At 49.4% G+C, this 19,241-nt stretch carries 17 protein-coding genes; 8 read left to right on the plus strand and 9 right to left on the minus strand.

The window, feature by feature from the left end; all coding sequences use genetic code 11:
• Positions 1-36 precede the first annotated feature (36 nt).
• Positions 37-744: a pirin family protein gene (locus Q0986_RS03835; RefSeq protein WP_299404228.1), complete on the minus strand. Its 708-nt coding sequence runs from the start codon at positions 742-744 to the stop codon at positions 37-39.
• 124 nt (positions 745-868) lie between these two features.
• Here Q0986_RS03835 and Q0986_RS03840 point away from each other — a divergent pair, with 124 nt between their 5' ends.
• From Q0986_RS03840 to Q0986_RS03850, 3 genes are all read left to right on the plus strand, one after another.
• Positions 869-1,786, plus strand: coding sequence for a LysR family transcriptional regulator (locus Q0986_RS03840; RefSeq protein ID WP_299404174.1), 918 nt, complete (start codon positions 869-871; stop codon positions 1,784-1,786).
• A gap of 163 nt (positions 1,787-1,949) precedes the next feature.
• A complete protein-coding gene (locus tag Q0986_RS03845) occupies positions 1,950-3,722 on the plus strand; it encodes a DUF5942 domain-containing protein (protein ID WP_299404178.1) in 1,773 nt (590 codons plus the stop codon).
• Positions 3,719-3,943: a hypothetical protein gene (locus tag Q0986_RS03850; protein WP_299404181.1), complete on the plus strand. Its 225-nt coding sequence runs from the start codon at positions 3,719-3,721 to the stop codon at positions 3,941-3,943. Before Q0986_RS03845 ends, Q0986_RS03850 begins: the two co-directional genes overlap by 4 nt.
• Before the next feature lie 194 nt (positions 3,944-4,137).
• Here Q0986_RS03850 and Q0986_RS03855 read toward each other — a convergent pair whose 3' ends face one another.
• Positions 4,138-4,758 carry a TetR/AcrR family transcriptional regulator gene (locus Q0986_RS03855; RefSeq protein WP_299404185.1) on the minus strand — a complete coding sequence of 207 codons (621 nt, stop codon included), beginning with the start codon at positions 4,756-4,758 and terminating at the stop codon, positions 4,138-4,140.
• A 148-nt stretch (positions 4,759-4,906) separates the two neighbouring features.
• On the opposite strand from Q0986_RS03855, the gene Q0986_RS03860 reads away from it, so the two are divergent.
• The gene (locus tag Q0986_RS03860) at positions 4,907-5,500 is read left to right on the plus strand and encodes a hypothetical protein (protein WP_366918509.1); all 594 of its coding nucleotides are present in this window, start codon (positions 4,907-4,909) and stop codon (positions 5,498-5,500) included.
• A gap of 489 nt (positions 5,501-5,989) precedes the next feature.
• On the opposite strand, the gene Q0986_RS03865 is transcribed toward Q0986_RS03860, so the two are convergent.
• Both Q0986_RS03865 and Q0986_RS03870 read right to left on the minus strand, forming a co-directional pair.
• Positions 5,990-8,197, minus strand: coding sequence for a DEAD/DEAH box helicase (locus Q0986_RS03865; RefSeq protein WP_299404191.1), 2,208 nt, complete (start codon positions 8,195-8,197; stop codon positions 5,990-5,992).
• Positions 8,198-8,329: 132 nt separating this feature from the next.
• A complete protein-coding gene (locus tag Q0986_RS03870) occupies positions 8,330-9,754 on the minus strand; it encodes an ammonium transporter (protein ID WP_366918510.1) in 1,425 nt (474 codons plus the stop codon).
• Between the two features lie 586 nt (positions 9,755-10,340).
• On the opposite strand from Q0986_RS03870, the gene Q0986_RS03875 reads away from it, so the two are divergent.
• Positions 10,341-10,625, plus strand: a complete 285-nt coding sequence (locus Q0986_RS03875) for a hypothetical protein (protein WP_299404197.1) — start codon at positions 10,341-10,343, stop codon at positions 10,623-10,625.
• A gap of 222 nt (positions 10,626-10,847) precedes the next feature.
• On the opposite strand, the gene prmA is transcribed toward Q0986_RS03875, so the two are convergent.
• From prmA to Q0986_RS03895, 4 genes are all read right to left on the minus strand, one after another.
• Positions 10,848-11,786, minus strand: a complete 939-nt coding sequence (prmA, locus tag Q0986_RS03880) for a 50S ribosomal protein L11 methyltransferase (RefSeq protein WP_299404201.1) — start codon at positions 11,784-11,786, stop codon at positions 10,848-10,850.
• On the minus strand, positions 11,786-13,369 hold the full coding sequence (gene serA / locus Q0986_RS03885) for a phosphoglycerate dehydrogenase (RefSeq protein ID WP_299404206.1): 1,584 nt from the start codon (positions 13,367-13,369) through the stop codon (positions 11,786-11,788). Before serA ends, prmA begins: the two co-directional genes overlap by 1 nt.
• A 137-nt stretch (positions 13,370-13,506) precedes the next feature.
• The gene (locus Q0986_RS03890) at positions 13,507-15,720 is read right to left on the minus strand and encodes a Na-K-Cl cotransporter (protein ID WP_299404209.1); all 2,214 of its coding nucleotides are present in this window, start codon (positions 15,718-15,720) and stop codon (positions 13,507-13,509) included.
• 120 nt (positions 15,721-15,840) lie between these two features.
• Positions 15,841-17,280 carry a carotenoid oxygenase family protein gene (locus Q0986_RS03895; RefSeq protein ID WP_299404212.1) on the minus strand — a complete coding sequence of 480 codons (1,440 nt, stop codon included), beginning with the start codon at positions 17,278-17,280 and terminating at the stop codon, positions 15,841-15,843.
• Positions 17,281-17,373: 93 nt separating this feature from the next.
• On the opposite strand from Q0986_RS03895, the gene Q0986_RS03900 reads away from it, so the two are divergent.
• The 3 genes from Q0986_RS03900 to Q0986_RS22880 all read left to right on the plus strand — a co-directional run bounded on the left by Q0986_RS03900 (position 17,374) and on the right by Q0986_RS22880 (position 18,561).
• On the plus strand, positions 17,374-17,907 hold the full coding sequence (locus Q0986_RS03900) for a PadR family transcriptional regulator (RefSeq protein WP_299404216.1): 534 nt from the start codon (positions 17,374-17,376) through the stop codon (positions 17,905-17,907).
• 152 nt (positions 17,908-18,059) lie between these two features.
• Entirely contained in the window at positions 18,060-18,422 is a 363-nt protein-coding gene (locus tag Q0986_RS03905; protein ID WP_299404220.1) for a YchJ family metal-binding protein, read from the plus strand.
• On the plus strand, positions 18,361-18,561 hold the full coding sequence (locus Q0986_RS22880; protein ID WP_366918508.1) for an SEC-C metal-binding domain-containing protein: 201 nt from the start codon (positions 18,361-18,363) through the stop codon (positions 18,559-18,561). The genes Q0986_RS03905 and Q0986_RS22880 overlap by 62 nt, the downstream gene beginning before the upstream one ends.
• A 51-nt stretch (positions 18,562-18,612) precedes the next feature.
• Here the strand turns inward: Q0986_RS22880 and Q0986_RS03910 are convergent.
• Positions 18,613-19,241: hypothetical protein (locus Q0986_RS03910; protein WP_299404224.1), on the minus strand; the 629-nt coding region annotated here is incomplete at its 5' end.

A 19,241-nucleotide genomic window follows, 5' to 3' on the forward strand; every position in this document is an offset into this window, starting at 1 on the left:
CCTGCCATTATGGATTAGCTGCAATCTGGATAAGTGTCAAGCTGCGATATCAAAGAGTAAGATATCTGATGCCTCAGACTGTCCTTGCACCTCAAACCGTTGGAGTTCAGTGATTGCTGCAGCGTCTCCTGCGGTCAAGTTGTATGTTCCATTGAGTTGAATAGCGCCTTTCGCTACCTGAAGCCAAGCGACTCGCTGTGGGGGGAGTGCATAAGCAATCGATCGATGCTGGCTTAGCGTAGAGGCATACAAATTCACATCTTGATGGATGGTCATGGATCCATCTCGACCGGTGCGAGAGCCCATTAGTTGCAGTCGATTGTGTCTTGCAGCGATGGGACTGTGGATTTGCTCATACCCAGGAGCTAACTCATTTGTCTCAGGCACAATCCAGATTTGCAAAAAGTGAACAGGCTCCGATGCAGAGGGATTGTACTCACTGTGCTGAATTCCTGTGCCTGCAGTCATGCGCTGGACGTCTCCGGGGCGAATGATAGAACTGTTTCCTAGACTATCCTGATGTTCTAAGGCACCCTCCAAAACATAGGAGATAATTTCCATCTCTTGATGGTGATGCAGACCAAACCCTTGACCGGGCTGGACCGTATCTTCATTGATGACACGGAGAGAGGCAAAACCCATGTAGTTAGGATCGTAGTAACTGCCAAAGGAAAAGGTATGACGACTGTTCAGCCAATCATTGTTGGCCCAACCTCTGTCTTGGCCTAAACGAATATCAATCATTTTGAGTTGACCTCTCATGCTGACTCCGATGATATGGAGTGTTATCTCTATCATCGATCAACCTTTATTAAATGACAATATGATATTTTATAGACAAATTGTCTTATAAAAATGGACAATAGCGATGGATAAATTTGACAGCATGCGAGCCTTTACCCAGGTCGTTGATGCTGGGGGGTTTGCGGCAGCTTCTCGGCAAATGGGACTGTCGCGATCGCAAGTCAATAAACTGGTGATCAATTTAGAAGACGCTTTAGGCGTACAGCTCCTCCAGCGCACCACGCGTAAAGTGACTCCCACCCATACGGGTCTGGCGTTTTACGAGCGGTGCCAGGCAATTTTGGCGGAGGTGGCTGAGGCAGAACAGGCCGTTACGCAATTGCAGACGGAACCCAAAGGCACCTTACGAGTCAATGCACCGATGTCCTTTGGCACCCTGTATCTCGCCCCGGTTCTAGCTGAATTTCTGGTGCAATACCCAGAGTTACAGGTGGAGTTAACCCTGAATGATCGCTTGATTGATCCTATCGAAGAAGGATTTGATGTGACCTTGCGGATTGCCGCCCGTCCGACCGCCAGTAGTCTAATCGTGCATAAACTCTGCCCGGCTCCTAGGGTGCTCTGTGCCGCGCCCCATTATCTCCAGCAGCAGGGTATGCCGGACCATCCTGATCAGCTAAGTCATCACTCCTGCTTGCACTATGGCCATTTAGCACCCTTGAATCAGTGGCATCTGATGGGACCTGAACGAAATTATGTTGTGCGGGTCGAAGGCGCAATTTGTTCAAATAATGGCGAAGTGCTAAGGCAGGCAGCGCTCAAAGGCTTAGGGATTACTCTTTTACCGATCTTCATGGTGGGAGCAGATTTGGCAGCCCAGCGGTTGCAAGCGATCTTGGGAGAGTATCAAGCTCCTGCGATCGCAGTTTATCTTTTGTATCCTGTGAGCAAGCATCTCTCGGTAAAAGTGCAACTCTTGACCGAATTTTTGCAGCAACGGATGATTCAACCGTCACTGGTCGGTGATTCTTACAGGCACTAGAATAGAGAGATTAGAACCGATCTCAGTCAGATTACGTTTGAGAACCGTTGCGGTTGCATTGTCGTTCCCTTCCCTGTATCCATCAGACCTCAGTTATTCCTAGCCGTCAGAACGTAGGGAATTATAGCTGGTTTTAGAACAACCCATTTTCTAAGGATTTAATATGAAAAAATGGCTGCTGCTGCTGTTGTTTATCGTGGGCTTCAGTTGGGCCATCGCCAACTTTCAGGGGTTGTCTGCTCAAGGCAAATATGACTCCTTAGTATTGGATTTTAGTGAAGCACTGAGTACGGCAGAGATTGAAGACAAGGTCAACGCGTTGTCTGAGCAATTTCGCGTTGACGTTCGCTATAACAGTCAGTTCTCGCAGGCAGATCATGTCTTTATTGCCGAAGGGGATGCCCAACGCCTGGCCGCCCTCAAACAGTCCGACCTCCGCCAGTTCACGGAATCGGTGGAGCCGAACTATGTTTATCAAGCCTCATGGGTTCCCAACGATCCAGACTACGGTAAGCAGTGGAATCTCAAAAACATCAATATGGAATCGGCTTGGCAAGCGAGCCGGGGGCAGGGCACAACAGTTGCGGTGATTGATACAGGCATTGCCCCTGTCGCCGATTTGAAACGCACACGCCTGGTGGCAGGCTATGACTTTGTCAATGATCGCCCAGAGGCTACTGATGATCACGGTCATGGCACCCATGTCGCTGGTACAATTGCCCAATCCACGAATAACAACTTTGGTGTGGCAGGCATTGCCTATGAGGCCCAACTGATGCCCTTAAAGGTGTTGAGTCGTAGTGGCGGTGGCACTGTTGCGGATATTGCGGAGGCGATTCGGTTTGCTGCGGATAACGGTGCTGATGTGATCAATATGAGCTTAGGCGGCGGCGGTGCAAGCGAGCTGATGCAGGAAGCGATTGAACATGCCCATCGCCAAGGAACTGTGATCGTTGCTGCTGCAGGCAACGCGGCTCGTAGCGCCGTGGAATACCCGGCGCGTTATCCCCATGTGATTGGGGTGGCGGCGCTTGATCGGGCTGGCCAAAAAGCCCCTTACTCCAATTACGGCGCTGGAGTTGATATCTCGGCTCCTGGCGGATCTCTGGCTGGCAATGATAGTCTGGGCGGTATTTTGCAAAATACGATTAACCCTCGGGATGGCTCCTCGATTTTTGCCGCATTTCAAGGGACAAGTATGGCTGCTCCTCATGTGGCTGGGGTGGCGGCCTTGATTCGATCGATTGGCATCCAAAATCCTGATCAAATTGAACAGATCCTCCAACAATCCGCTACAGCGGTCAAAGACGACGCTGCCAACTACTTTGGAACGGGGCGATTGAATGCTGGCGATGCGGTGAGCTTAGCTCTGCGGAAGAGTTTTGGCTTTGAAGGATTTATGGGCTGGTTACGCAATGGTCTATTCCTGGGACCGCGATTCTGGTTCGATGCTAGAGCGGTGAATTGGGGGCAAAAGCTGCTGATGCTGGCTACGGCTGCGGTGTTGGCTTGGCTGTTGCGCTTGCCTTGGAATGGGTCGATGATAGTGGGCTTGGTGCTCGGGAGTGTGGGCTTATTTATTCTCCGATGTTTCCATCTGGTAGATCTGCCTCACTGGCCCCTCCGGGTGTTGGGAAGTTCTTTACCAGAATTGGGGGGTGCGTTTTCAGGAACGAATGCTCTGAACCCCTTGACGGCTAATGTGTTGATTGCCTTTGGCCTGATTATTTTGCTGCTTAGCCATCCGCAATGGCGATGGTTCGCCTTGGGCAGTGGGGTAGGCATGACTGCCTGTCTGGCAGTCAGTGCGTTTATCGCCCCCCAAGTGATGTGGTTAGGGAGTGCGGCGCTGGCCCGTGGATTTTTAGGGGTTAATGCTTTGTTATGCTTAGTTTTGGTCTATTTATCTGCCAAAACTGAGACGCGATCGGTATGAGTATAGAAGCTGAAGGAACGATTGCTTATCAAAGCTTTGGAATGGGAGTCTGGGCCTTGACGACCCGCGATGTGACCTATGAACTATTGGACCCTCCCCAGGAGTTGCAACAAGCGGGTCTGTCTGTGAAAGTGATGGGGCAAGTTCGGGATGATGTGATGACCATTGCTATGATTGGCCCTGTCTTGGAAGTCAATCGTTTTGAAATTTTAGGGGTTTAAACCTGCATTTCTCACTAGCCCTTGCTAGATTAGCCTAGAAATTCCTTTACATATGACTTACAGCGAATTCAGCAAAACTACATTCTGTATATTGAATAATCTTTGATAAGACTAGGAGATAACGTCAGCAATCACCTGAGCTAAACTGAATTGACCAAAATAAGCATCTCACCGGATAGTGAACAGAGTAGTCGCTAGCCATTATTCAGGCACCCTGCATGGGTTGATCCGAGCTTGTCAATAAGCAACCCATCCACATATCGTTGAATCGCTTGTTTCTGCTGATCTATAGTCAGACAATTAGCTTGAATCAACGAGTCAAGGCTCAGCCCATTCACCAGGGCCAGTAAAGCATTCGCTTCAAGGGTGGGATCAACGTCATGTCGCAGTAAATGAGCTGTTTGCAATGTTTTTAGCTCATTTACGAGCACAGCCCGCAGCCGTGTCGCACTCCGTTGATGTTCAGTCATGAGGTTTTCCCGTCCAACGGCATACCCTAAAAATGCCAACCACACTCTAAGAGTGTCCTTTTGTTCAACATCGCAAGGTAAAAATGCAGATAGCATGAACACCAATCGTTCTGCTCCAGACACTGACTCACTTGCTTGTGCTATCGCAGTATTGAGGCGTTCTGTAACTTGATTAAGCGCAAATAAAATCAGCTCTTGCTTATCACGGAAGTAATGGGTTACGACCCCTGTCGTGCACCCCATCTCCTGGGCAATCGCCCTCATACTCGTGCGGTCTAACCCTTCACGGACGATTACTTGCCAAGCCGCTTCAGAGACTTCAAGACGACGATCTTGATAGGGCATATGGACTCAAAAACTAGTTGAATTATTGATTTTTGCAGCTAAACAATTACATCTATTGACAGAATATCATAACAGTTGTTATATGAAACATAACAACTGTTATGATGCTTTGGGAGTGAAGTAAATGCAACCGCAAAATGAGCTGGATGTGAGAATCGATTGGGAATTACCCCCATTTCGGGAAGGTTGGCGTGGGCAGATTGATAGGATCATCGGTCCTGGTGCGACAAAGGCAGAAATCAACCTTCAGTTATATTTACCGATTGTTGCTATCGCTATCGTTGTCGGAATTGGTCTGTACAAAAATTACAATTGGAGCTTAGGGCAATACCTGGCTGCGTCTTTTTTAGCCTTGGATATGGTCGGCGGTATAATCACCAATCTGACATCAACAGCTAAACGCTGGAACTTCAGGAAAGGGAATGGGTTTAAGGCGCACATGTCCTTTATCGCGATTCATGCCTTTCAGTTATTCTTAGTAAGCTATTTTTTCCTAAATTTTGATATTTTCTGGATCGCCACCATTTATGGGTTTTTATTGTTGTCATGTGCCTTCATTCTCAAATGTCCCTTGTACCTGCAGCGGACTGTTTCGGGCATAGTGCTCATAGTATCCTTGCTCCTTTCGATATACGTTTTTAAGTCTCCAGAACATCTTGAGTGGTTTTTGCCGTTGTTCTTTTACAAGTTGCAGGTTAGCCATGTCGTTCGGGAAGAGCCGTATCGTCCCGAAAACGCTTAGGCTTAACAGCTTCATACATAGATAAAAAATGATCACTGTGGGTCAAAAGTGGTCATTTCCCTCTGGATACTTTTGTCGTACACGTAAGGTTTTAAGGTGATCTTTACTGTACTAGCTTTGAGGGAAAATGATCACCTATGACACTAGTAACAATCATGAGAGTTGAGACCAACAAAGGTAGATAAAATGATTAATTAGGTGAGTAAAGATGGCAAGACTGTAGGGGAGCGTGTCACTTTTTGAAAAGGAAAATAAAATCTCTAGTTTTACATGCCTCAACCACTACGAAATCAATGGGCTTGAGCGCAGTCTGAATATTTTCTCGAAAAGGTGAAACGCTCCCAATTAAAACGATATCAGAAAGACAGAAATGTAAATATTGAATTAAATTAAAGTAGCTATACCGCTTTTCTTGGAGACTGATTTTTGGTCAGTTGATCAAAATTTTTCTACCTTGCAAATTGCTTGATGTTTGTCGCTGATGTAAAACTAGCTAGCGATATTACCACAGATTTCTGAAACCGTTTCCCAGGTTCCTTGAGGATCGAAAAAGCGGGCTACATAGTTATGGTTCAATAACTCGTCCGTCAGCACCCAGTCGTACTTTTCGCTACGCTTCGTTCGCACCACGTCTGCTAGACGGAGTGGGTTGGCAGGACCTAGATTCACCAAAGACTGCAAATAGGGCATCAGCTCATCCGGTTCTACCCCCTTGACCTTAATTGCTAGCCCCTCTTGACTCGCCTTTAAGCCACTATCCAACAGCAACATCTGTAGGGTATTCATGATTAAGCTGCCCCGCCAAGGGAAGAGCAAGACCTGCTCATCTTCACCCACGATGTACTCCTGATCCAATCCACAATCGTGGAATTGAGTTCTCGCTTCTTTTAAAAGTTTTTGAGCCGTTTCATCCAGGTAAACGGGCATATCTGTGGAACGGTAAATCTCGCGCATGGTTTGCCGCACCCGATCATGGACAAAACCACTGCTGCCCCCAAATCGGGGAGCTTGCCCTTCCCCATCTGCGGGAGTCACCATCACCACTTGCTTGTCGCTATCTACCGATTGGACTTGCCAGCGCCGACCCGCAAATAGCAATACCATTTCTTCGGCAATGGGCATTGACGTGGGCAAGGTCCCCAATACATTCTCTGGGGTGCTAATGCGGTACTCCTCGGTGATGGAAAAAGCGGTGTAAAAGGTGTAGTGATTGACCAATCGTTCTCCTTTTAGGCCCAAGAGTAATAAGCCATCCTGGCTTTGCTGGATTAGATCGCGTTCTCCTAAGCATCGCAAGAGCTTAATAAACAGCCCCTGCTCCATTTCTTGGAAAGGGCCTGCTTCGCAAAAGTCATGCCAAGCCTGATCGGCCCGAATACCGCCCTGTTGGGCAATGCTGGATAGCAGTTGTTGAATCAGGGTGGAGATATGCAGACGTCCAGCAATCGGCGGTTCATACCAGCCCTCTAGCAGCAAATTGATAATGGCAATGGCTTGCACTAAATCGGGATATAACGCCTGTTCAGGAGAGGTGTAGGCATCCAGTTGAGACACCGATACATAGACCCGCATAATCGCCGGATCGCCTGCCCGTCGGCCAGAGCGTCCTAATCGCTGGCGGGTACTGGCCACGGAGCTAGGGGGGCCAATCTGGGCAATGGACTGAACCGCGCCCACATCAATTCCCATTTCTAAGGTCATGGTGCAAATAACGTTGACGGGATGATCGCGCTTGAGGGCCTCTTCTGCCTCAGCCCGCAGCTCCTTGGAGAGGCTGCCATGATGGGGCATAAACTCATTGGGCACCCGGTATTCTGCCGATAAATTGCGCAAAAGATCGGCATATCGCTCCACCTGGCGACGACTGTTAATAAAAATCAGATTCTTTTCCCCACGCAGGGATTGGAAAAGGTGTTGAGCAATCTCCAGGGCATCGGGGGGCGGCATGGTTTCATCCTCCTCCTCTTCCGGGTCTGGAGTGGGCGCTGACCGATAGCCTCGTAGCTGTAGCTTTAGCTCATCGCCTTTGGCAAAGGACTGGACCAGCTGGACTCGTTCTTGTTGCCCTGGACGTAGAAACTCCGCTGCTAAAGACATATCTCCCAAAGTGGCACTCAAGCCAATCCGGGGGACGGGATGACCAACCACCTGTTCAACCCGCTGCATCAGAGATTGGAGCTGTCGCCCCCGCTCAATGCTGATAAAGGAATGCATTTCATCAATCACGATGTAGGAGAGCGAGGCAAACAGTCGGCCCAGTTCTTGCCCTCGTAGGACAAATAAGGCCTCTAGAGATTCAGGGGTAATCAGCAGCATGCCAGCAGGCTGTTTAAGCAAGCGTTGCTTAGGGCCAGAGCTAATATCACCATGCCAGGGACATACGGGCACATCCAGGCAATCGCCAATGGCCGACAGACGACGGTGCTGATCGTTGATTAACGCTTTGAGCGGCCCTAAGCCAATCACCTGAATACCTTTGGCAGGTTGATCGACCAGTTGCGAAAAAATAGGTAGGAAAGCCGCTTCTGTTTTGCCTTGGGCAGTAGCCGCAGTAATGATCACATCCTTATCCCCAGCCAAGATTGGCGGAATGGCCAGTTCCTGAATTTCTCGGAGAGAAGGCCATTTTTGCCCAGCAATCCACTGTTGAACGCGGGGATGAAGGCGATTGAAGTTGGAGGAAGTGGGGGCAGTCACGTTGAACGCTCAGCAAAGATCATTGCTAAGAGCTTAGTCGATGACCCTCCTATTCAACAGCAAACCTAAAAAAGGACTGCTCAGATGGGCAGTCCTTTAATCAAAATATCAATACAAATGTTGGGGATTTATTTATTGATGCTCATCTCCCAGGAACCCAGGATAGGCTTCCATCGCATGTTCGCTCAGGTCCAACCCGAGTTTCTCGTCTTCCAGGGAGACACGAATGCCTGAAAGATATTTGAGAGCAGTCCAGACAATATAGCTGAACAGCGCTGTAAAGGCGCTGACAGCCGCAAGACCTACAAGTTGGATTCCCACTTGGCTAAAGGAACCGCTGATAAAAAGACCAGCAGCGGGGCCAGAACTTTCGGTATACCAACTAAAGGTCTCTGGACCAACACTGAAAAGGCCTACGGCTAAAGTGCCCCAGAAGCCCCCAACCATATGCACCGATAAGGCACCGACGGGGTCGTCAATTTTGAAGTTATCAAAAATGTCAACGGCAAAAACTACCACAATGCCAGCAATGAAACCAATTAGAATGGCACTGCCAGATGACACAAAGGCACAGCCTGCCGTGATGCTCACCAAGCCAATTAGCATACCGTTAATGGTCATGGTTAAGTCAGGCTTACCAAAATAGATCCAAGCAGTGAGGGTACCAGCAACTCCACCTGCCGCTCCCGCTAGGTTGGTCACCACAATAATATGGCTAATCGCTTCTGGGTCAGCAGCCATGGTGCTGCCGCCATTAAACCCGAACCACCCCAACCACAAAATTAATCCGCCGAGCGTGGCAATACTGAGGTTATGGCCTGGAATCGGATAACTTTTGCCTTCAAAGTAACGGGAGGTTCGAGGACCAATTAAGACAGCTCCGACTAGAGCGGCCCATCCTCCTACCATATGGACAACGGTAGAACCTGCAAAATCGTAAAAGCCCATTTTTTGTAAAAAGCCACCGCCCCAAACCCAGTGACCCACCATGGGGTAGCAGATGGAGGTTAGCAAAATACTAAAAATAAAGAAAGCGACGAATTTGGCTCGTTCTGCGATCGCACCAGACACAATCGTGGCGGCAGTCCCTGCAAACATCAGCTGAAAGAAAAACTTTGTCTGGAGCGGTGTACCGACCCAGTTGAGAGCAGTAAACACGCCATCATAGGCTTCACCTATAGCAGGACTGTTGTCATTCCCGCCCAGGAAGAACCCCGTACTTCCCCAGTACTCATTCCCATCGCCAAACATAATGCCAAAACCCACGGCCCAGTAAGCCAGACTCACGAGACCAAATACGATTAAGTTTTTGGCTAGTAGGTTCACCGCATTTTTGCTGCGACACAGTCCCGTTTCCAGCATGGCGAAGCCAGCATTCATAAAAAATACAAGAGTCGCTGCAAATAGCACCCAAATGGTGTCTGCTACAACTTTGGCCTCTCCAGAGAAGACAGAGGAAGGGGCTTCTTGAGCGACTGCTGCACTACTCCAGACCAACACAATGGCTGCGGTTAAGTAGAGATAAATGGGCTTTTTGAGCATAGACCAACGGGGCATCGTGCGGCGACGACGGGGCCGTTGGGGGGGTTTAGGCATTAAATATCCAGACATGAGTGCTTTACAGCTCCTTTTGTTGCTTCTCTAGCAAGGGAATCATCATTGGGGCAGACGTAACCATCAAACGTTTGGTCCAGACTAGACATTTAATCAGCTGTTTCTGAAGGTACGGTCGAAAGGAACGACCTTTCACAGTGCTGCGTGATTGAGTCACTAATGCTCCCAAGCTTAATCACTAGACAAATCACATGATGAGTATGCCCCTTTCTGGCAGATGTTCTGCCATATCGATATATTTTTCAAACCATAAGATTAAAGGTTGGTTTATATGAGATTATTTGAAGGGGTGATTGTGTATCGAACACAGATGTTTATGGATATGCAATTTTAGGTCTAAAATGCATGATCTGCATGTAAAAAAACGTGTTTCTAAAGGAAGAATCAACCCTTTAAAGTGTCTAAAGTGTCAGATTTATCTAGACCGATGGGCATGCTAGAAACACTTACTCTACAAGTTGTCGATAGCAGTTAGAAACTGTGTTTACAGTCTGTCCATGCCCCAGTTTATAGTCTGAAGGAAACTCCAATGGATGAGCGCCTTAAGGTATTAGTGGCTATGCAAATGCGCTATAAAGTGCCTCGACCTCAGGCAACAGCAATGGGAGAAGCATGGTTGCAAGCAAACCCTGAGCAAACATGGGCCACTTTAAACGAGTTACTCAAGTCTTCACAAGTGGTGGTCGCGGGTGAGAAATTAGTCTTTGCCGGCGGGGCGTCTGCTCCCCAACCTCCAGCAGCACAGCCGTCTCAACAGGCTGCACCTTCTTCAAGCCAAAAAACTCAAAGAATGTACCGAGGTCGCCCCATTTAGGCGGCTAGATTAACGGTTTTTGAGACTTCGTATTAATAGATCTTTTCCCAGACAGATAAGTGAAGTCGCCTATGTCTCTTACGTCTGCTCGTAAGAATTGCCAGCCAGGCGAGTAAGGCTGTATATTTGGGCTCGTCTATGCTGTAATGAGTGCCCCTATACACCCCAATTAAACCCTTACAGTGGACTGAGCTGCAATAACATCTGATGGGCTGAAAATACTTAATTTCTTTGAATGGTTAAGCTGCACCAATCGTGCTCATGGTTAGTGTTAAGAATCTGCCAGTTATGGGCGCACAGCGCATCAATAATCATTGTTTTTTGACTGTCCAGGATACCACTGAGAATCCCCCAACTGCCCTGTGCTGTAATATCGAAAAATTGAGGAATTAACTTGAGAATCACAGGGGCCAAAATATTACAGCAAAACCCTTGAACTGGCCGATGAATATGTTGAGAAACTTGGTCAATACTGCCCTCTGCAATCCATAGCTGATCCGCTGTAATGCCATTGAGATCGCGACTGGCCTCGGCTGCCCCCATCGCCAGAGGATCGAGATCCACTGCATAGGCTTGGTCTGCCCCTAGCAACAGCGCTGCGATCGCAAGGATACCCGTGCCACACCCAATATCCGCAAGGGTCACAGGCTGCTGTAAAGGCGGAGTCAGCTGTTGCTCTAAGGCCCGTAGGCAAAGCTGGGTCGTCGCATGTGCCCCTGTCCCAAAGGCCACACCTGGATTGAGACGGATCAGGACACGCTCGCAGTCTTGGGGAACCTCGATCCAAGCTGGGTAAATCACTAAGCGATCGCCAACGTCTTGCGGGTGCCAATAGTCTCGCCAATTATGCGCCCAGTCTTCCTCGGTAATCAGTTGCCAGCTAATATCCGGGTTAGGCTGCCCCACGGATTGAGCAGCCTGACGGAGGCGTTCGGCAATCTGTTCGAGATCAGGAGATTGGACCCGATCTAAGGATAGATATCCACAAACGGTCAATTCCTGATTAACCACTTGACTCGCGGTGCCCTGACAGCCCTCCTCTTGGAGCCGCCAAAACACGAGATCATCCAGCAAGGGCACGCCAACCACTTTAATTTCCCACCACTGACTAGGGGGGAGCGTTGCAGACGTGCCCGACGGAGGGTGAGGGGAATCGGCCATTATTGCAAATTCACAATATAGGCATCCCGAATCCCTTCTACATTCGTGATTTCGGAGAGCACCCCTTCTGGTAAGGGATCATCAAGGCTGAGGACCATCACGGCAGACCCCCGTACCATTTTGCGGCCTACCTGCATACTGGCAATATTGACGTTAAAACTACCGAGCTGAGAGCCAATTTGGCCAATAATTCCCGGCATATCCCGGTGGACCGTCAGCAGCATATGGCGAGTCGGCACCACGTTGATCGGAAAGTCATCAATATTGGTAATCCGCAGCTCGTCTTCACCCAAGATGGCTCCTGTTACGGACCGAGTTTCCGAAGGTCCCTTGGCGGAGAGGTGGATGGATCCGGCATAATCGCGAACTGAGGCATCACGGGTTTCCACTACCCGAATCCCTCGATCCTTGGCTTCAATCCCGGCATTGACGTAATTCACCCGCTCTCTAAGGGCCGGGGATAGCAGTCCTTTCAGGGCGGCAACGACAATCGGTTGACTATCATTGGACGCCAGTTCGCCTTGGAGGCGCACGTCTAGCGATTCAATCCGACCGCCCGCCAGTTGGCCCACGAGATTGCCCAGAGTTTCAGCTAACAGCATATAGGGCTTGAGTTTTTCCAGGACATCGGGACGCAAGCCTGGAATATTCACGGCTGAACGGGCCGGTAACCCCAGTAGAACATCCCGAATCTGCTCAGCGACATCCATGGCCACGTTGGTTTGGGCTTCTTCTGTGGAGGCCCCTAGGTGGGGGGTCAAGATAATGTCTTGCTCTAGATGACAGAGGGGAGAGTCGCCTAAGGGTTCATTGGCATAGACATCCAAGGCGGCAGCGGCAATTTGGCCTGCTTCTAGGGCTTTCCCCAGGGCGGCTTCATCGATAATGCCACCCCGAGCGCAATTGACAATGCGGGCCGTGGGCTTCATTTTGCTGAGGGTGTCAGCATTAATCAAATTTTGAGTTTCTGGCGTTTTGGGCAAATGCAGCGTAATGTAATCTGATTCTTGGAAGAGGAAATCCAATTCCACCAATCGACAGCCCAACTGCTCGGCCCGTTCTTGAGATAAAAAGGGGTCGTAGGCCAGCAGCTTCATGCCCATAGCCCGAGCCACTGTCGCCACATGGGAGCCGATTTTACCCAACCCCACAACGCCTAGGGTCTTTTTATAGACTTCTACTCCGGTAAATTTTTTGCGTTCCCATTTGCCTGCTTTCACAGACTGGTTGGCGTCCGGGATATGGCGGGAGAGGGATAGCATTAAGGCTAAGGCATGTTCCGCCGCCGCGATGGTGTTGCCTTCGGGGGAATTGACGACCACAATTCCCTTGCGAGTCGCGGTCGGAACGTCAACGTTATCTACGCCCACCCCGGCTCGGCCAATAATTTTGAGCTGAGTGGCTGCTTCAATCACGGCTTCCGTCACTTGAGTGCCCGACCGAATCATCAGGGCGTCGTATTCAGGAATAATTTGGATTAATTCTTCTGGAGACAGCTTGGTTTTAACATCGACCTGGGCGACTTGACCCAAAAGGTCAATGCCAGAGGGGTCAATTGGATCCGAGACAAGAACCTTGGGCATAGGAGGATAGGAAAATGAAAGTTCACAGGGATGAGCAGAACGGAATCAACCTATTTCTGACACCTCAGTTGGCCATTCTACAAGAACCCCGAGGGAAGAACTAGGGGAAAAAATATAAAGCTGATCTGGGAGAATTATTATTCTTTCTCTAGTACGTCGGCAAAGGCCAAATTCTGAGACGCCAAAACAAAGAGGGTGGTGGGTAATCCCAAGGTGCGGGTCTGTAAATTCTCGTAATATTCGCTAAATTTTTCGTCAGGACGGGCCATTCCCAAAATAACGAGGTCAGCCCCTTTGGAGGAGGATTTTAAAATCTGGGCAAAGGGGCGTTCATTGGCAATAATTACTTGGGAAACCGCACGAATACGCAGCCGTTTGACGACATCATCCAGGTTGCGTTGAGCCGCCTGGGCCGCAGACTGATCGGGGACCACGAGCTTAAGCCAAATTTCGGTTTGCCGCCACACCATACTGGTCCGCAGCAAATCGGCCAGAATCAGCATCAAGCCACCATTTCCTTTTAAACCACCCCACCAGACATCAATCCGACGGCAAAAATTAGGAAAGCGGTTTTGATGAGTATCGTGGTAGCGGAGAATGGCGACGTTCCGCTGGGCCTGATGGAAATGAGCAATCATTTGGCAGTAGCGATCGCGACTCGTTGCGTTTTCCGTATTGCCTAACAAAATGGTGTTGGGAACCAGCGCTCCTAGACCATAAGCTTCCACTAACCGTTCTGCTCCACCAAAGGGATCGCTATCGCGCACAAATCGGACCAGGGCTTTCACGCCTTTGCGATCCAAATAATCTTTCACCATCGCTTCCATAGTGGTCTGTTGGGCTATGTCTCTGCCCTTCACGGGTAGAACACTAGAGACGGTAATCAGTCCGCGGTTGTGGGTGAGGGCAGAGGCCACCTGGACCAGATGCCATCGGCGCGTCGGTATGCCCGATAACACCAAAATATGGGGCCGCCAGTTTTTGGGGTCAGGAGCATTGCTAATTTGAAACAGCCCCTTGCGGACCACAGTCATCCATATCCCCCGACGGACATCGCCCCAAGCACTTTCCAACTGCTGTCGCTCTAGCCATAAATAGATAGCCAAAACAATCAGAGCCGCAACAATGGTTGCCAATCCGTTGATTAAGAACATAACGGCAATACAGCCCAGGGCACCCATCAGGGAAAAAATCCAGTGGATGCGGAAGGTGGGACGAAAAGAAGGGCTTTGAAGAAAGCTTTCCACCCCAGCCGCCACGTTAAGGACCATATAGGTGGTCAAGAAAAACATACTGAGGACGGGGGCGATCAAATTGAGATCGCCAATGGAAACCACGGCTAAGGCAATCCCCAAGGTAAACAGCGTGCCCAGTCGGGGTTCGTCTGTAGGGCCGCTGCCAATTCCCAGCCAGCGAAGACTGCGAGGCAAGATGCGATCGCGCGCCAATGCCTGCAGGACTCGGGGTGCACCTAAAATACTGCCAATCGCGCTGGAAAGAGTAGCGCCCCAGACGCCTAATAAGATGGCATCTCCCCAAAAAGCAATCTTGCGCATCACTAGGGGATCTTGCATCAGGGTGGCTGAATCCGCTCGCATCGTCAGCAGGATCGGCAATACCATATAGATCACATAGCCAGTTCCCACCGCCGCCAAGGTTCCCTTCGGAATCGACCGGGCCGAATCCTTGAGGTCGCCGGACATGCTGACCCCCGCCATAATGCCCGTGACCGCTGGGAAAAAGACGGCAAAGACTTCCCAAAAACTCTTGGCCTGAGGAATGGCGTCTGTTCCGGTTTCCGGTGGCACGGCATGACCAAATCCAAAGGAAATCAGGGATAAGATAATGGCCGCCATAATCCCAAATTGGGCTTTGATGGCAATATCAGCCGACTTTAAGGCCAGACCCGCCACTAATAGGGTGGTAATGGCGGCCACCAACGTTTGATTGAGGCTAGGAAAAATACGAACCAGACTTTCGGCAAAACCAATGGTGTAAAGGGCCACTGAGACAGCCTGGGCAAAAAATAGCGGAATCCCCACGGCCCCACCCGTTTCAATGCCGAGGGAGCGGCTAATCATATAGTAGGCTCCCCCTGTGCGAACGACTTGATCGGTTGCGATCGCAGAAATAGACAGGGCCGTCAAAAAGGTGATCGAAGTGGCTAAGGTGACAATCACTAAGGTATTAAAGAGGCCAACATTACCCACCACCCAGCCGAAGCGGAGGTACATAATCACGCCCAGGATGGTGAGCAGGGAGGGGGTATAAACGCCTGCAAATGTGCCTAATCCAGGAGACTCTTCGGTAGCCGCTTGAACTTTAGACCGACGCAAAGGGAATTTGGGCATAGACAAACTTGCACTTAAAGGATTGCGGGCCTCAGTTACTATCTCACAAACTTTTGGCGAAAGGATGAATTGCTGAGGTGTGTAGCATTGTACTTTGCTTCTCTCTCCTCTTGCTTGGGGTTACAAACTCGGCAGCCAAGTGCCATGAAATCCTATGGGGACAACACTGGGTAACCCTAAGCGGCAAATCGGGCCTTCTTCGAGACGATGGGCTGCCAAAATCCACACCTCACTAGTATGGGATGCAGCTTGATAGACCACGGTCAGAATCCAGCCCTGCCCAGGGTGATCGGGATCAGGGGCATAGATGGGTTCACTGCAGTAAGCCTGATCGCCCATCTGCACACTGCTGAGTTGTTGTGAAGCGTGATCGAAGCTGACAATCTCGCGGAACAGCTCTGTCGTGATATCCGAGGTGGGGCGAGTAGAAAGATAGGTGTGACGATGTGCCTGTCCCACTCGGTGGGGATCAACGACCGGAAACTCGCCTGTGCGGTCCATCAGTTTATAGGTCTCCAATACGTGGCTCGTTTGGGGATCGAGATGTAGCCGCCAAAGCTGTCCTTCAGCTTGAGTATGGGGATGGCCACTGGCCACTTCCTTAAGGAACTGGTTGGTGTTGAAGTCGGCATAGCGGACGACATCAATAACGACATATCCTCGGTCATCCACATAACCATTACCAAAGTGCCATTGATACCAGGGATCTGCTTCACCTTGACTGACCACTTCTAGGGACTCGCGATCAATCACTAAGATTTGAGTGCCTTGCTGAGGCTTCCACTGCAGGCAGTCGCTATAGCTTTTGAGCTGGGCCAACATGGGCAGTGGATTGAGGAAGACAGGAGAAATACAAAAAATTAAGTAAGGCCCTGCCATCACAAAGTCATGAATCATCGGCAAGCCCTGGAGCGGAATTTTGGTTTGGCGCTGAACGGCTCCTGCTGGATTGCAGCGATAAACATGCAGATGACCTTGCTTGCCATAGCTAACGCCAAAGTTATAGATTTCGCTGCTAATCGGATCCCGCTTGGGATGGGCGGAGAAGGACTGCTCGGGGGCCAAGAATCCCAAGTCGTCTAGCCCTTGGGTCTCCAAAGTGGTCAAGTCCAGGGCATGGGGATGTCCTCCTTCCCATAAGGTCAACAGCTTGTCGGGAAGCGCCAGCACAGAGGTATTGGCAGCATTTTTGGTTGCTCCCTGCCGTAATCGTCGCCACAGGGATCCGGCGGGCAGCATGCCATAACCTCCCATCAAGAATTGATCGGCCTGTGCTTCGGCCTGATAGCCTGCGGTTTGGACATAGCGATAGACGCCTGATGCTTGAGCGCTATCGAAATGCACGGCTAATACAGCGCCATCCCCGTCGAACCAATGGCCAACTCGTTGTCCGCCTCGCTCTAGGCGACCTGGCCCGTTGCGATATAGAGAACCTTTGAGGTCTTTGGGTAAGGCTCCAGACAAGATCGGTAATGAGGTGGTCGGAAATTCGGATGCAGCCTGGGCAAACATGCCATACCAAGGTTGCTGAGATTGTTGAGGACGAGACTGGGTGATCATGGGTGGGTCTCCTAGGCAACGCAGACGATGTAATATGCAACAAAGTGCATATTTTTACTATATGCAATTATTTGAATATGTCAATTAATGCATATGAGTCTTTCCTACGCAATCTTGGCAACCTTGACGGATCAAGCCTGCAGTGGCTATGAGTTGGCAAAGCGGTTTGATGGTTCGGTCGGCCATTTTTGGTCTGCGAGTCATCAGCAGATCTATCGAGAACTCAACCGATTAGAGGAGCGGCAGTGGATCACAGGAGAAGTGATTCCCCAAACGGGGCGTCCTGATAAAAAGTGCTATCACCTGACTGAAATGGGCAAGGCGGAAATGGCCAAATGGATCGCTCAGCCTAGTAAAAGTAGCCGCACTAAAGAAGAAATCCTCGTAAAGCTGTTTGCTGGAGATTTGGTGGAGCCTGAGGTATTGCTGGCAGAACTCTGTCGCTACCAGCAAGAACATGAGCAGCAGTTGCAGATCTATCAGCAGATTGAGCAGCAGCATTTTGCTGAGCCAGAGCAATTATCTTGGGGGGCCAAGTGTCAGTATTTAACGCTACGTCAAGGTATGCGCTATGAGGTAGATGTGATTTCCTGGTGTGAAGAAGCCTTGGCTTTATTAAAGTCCTGAGATCAACTCTCAAAGTATCCGTTCAGGTGCAAAGTTTGGCACTGAGCGGTTGGCGAGCAAATAGCTTCTATGATGGATGGTGGTATGTTATGACTTTTGCCTAACTCACCCTATGAGATTGAAGATCTAGCGTTATCTATCGAAATTAATTCATGCTGATCTCTGGCGATCGCAACGCCTTGATGCCTTGCCCCTGTGGCAGTCAAAAGTTATTAAAGCAGTGCTGTGGAGTTTACCTACAAGGGTCTCGCCCTGCTCCTACTGCTGAGACACTGATGCGATCTCGCTACGTGGCCTATTGCCTAAAAAATATCGATTACTTTTTCAATACCGAACATCCAAACCACCGTCAACCTAATACCCAACAATTAATCGCTGCTACTACCAATAATCTGACTTGGCTGGGTTTAAACATACTCGCTACCGAAGCTGGTCAAACTGAAGATAAAACTGGTGTCGTTGAGTTTTTCGCGGTTTACCAAGAAGGGAACACTGTGGCTCAACTCCACGAGTGATCTCGCGTTATCTACAAAACACGGCAAATGGTTTTGCATCGATGGAGATTTATTACCATCCTTCCAGCCGAAAAAGAATGAACCCTATTGGTGTAAAAGCGGCAAAAAGTTTAAACAGTGCCACTGCAAGAAAAGTTAATAGCACCAACAAAGCGTTGTACTGGACAAGCTGGCGCAATGCTTTAGTACTTTAATCATTACTAAAATTATAATAACCATGATCTTCAGCATATGAATCCATGGCTTCTTTATCGTTCGGGTCTACCAGCTCATAAAAATCTTCTGGTGTATAGTGCAAACGATAGGTGAAATGATCGGCAACATTTGCAGCTATCAGCTCACTGTAACCGTTCAAGTTTAGACCGCAAGCTTTACATGAGAACTTTGTCGGGATAACTGACTGTCTAAGAATTACTTCATCTTCTTTGTTCTCAATTTGCTCACGTCCATATGTATCACCTTGAACCGTAGCTACGCACTTACAGGCAGGACATTCGACTCTATGATGCTGCTGATGGCTAAGTACTTCACCTTGTTCCTCTGACTCCTGTTTTAAGCTGGCTTGTTCCTCAGGAGCTTTTTCAGCGAAGACCTTTGCAAAAGCAGCAATTTTACTTTTGACCTTACTGGTCACTTCATTTTTAACTTCTTCAATTATCTTCTCAGCTGTTTGTGCTTCGTCTTCACCTAGCAAGCTAGTTAAGCTTTCACCTTGAGCTTCAGCTAGTGCAGCCTGGCTGAAATAACCATTCAGCAGTGGAGCGCTCTTATTCTTAGCTAGGCTGAGAATATGTCCTACGCTCAGGAGGCCGCTCCTCT

Origin of the sequence: Acaryochloris sp. IP29b_bin.148, from assembly GCF_028285565.1 — a bacterium.
GTDB lineage: Bacteria > Cyanobacteriota > Cyanobacteriia > Thermosynechococcales > Thermosynechococcaceae > Acaryochloris.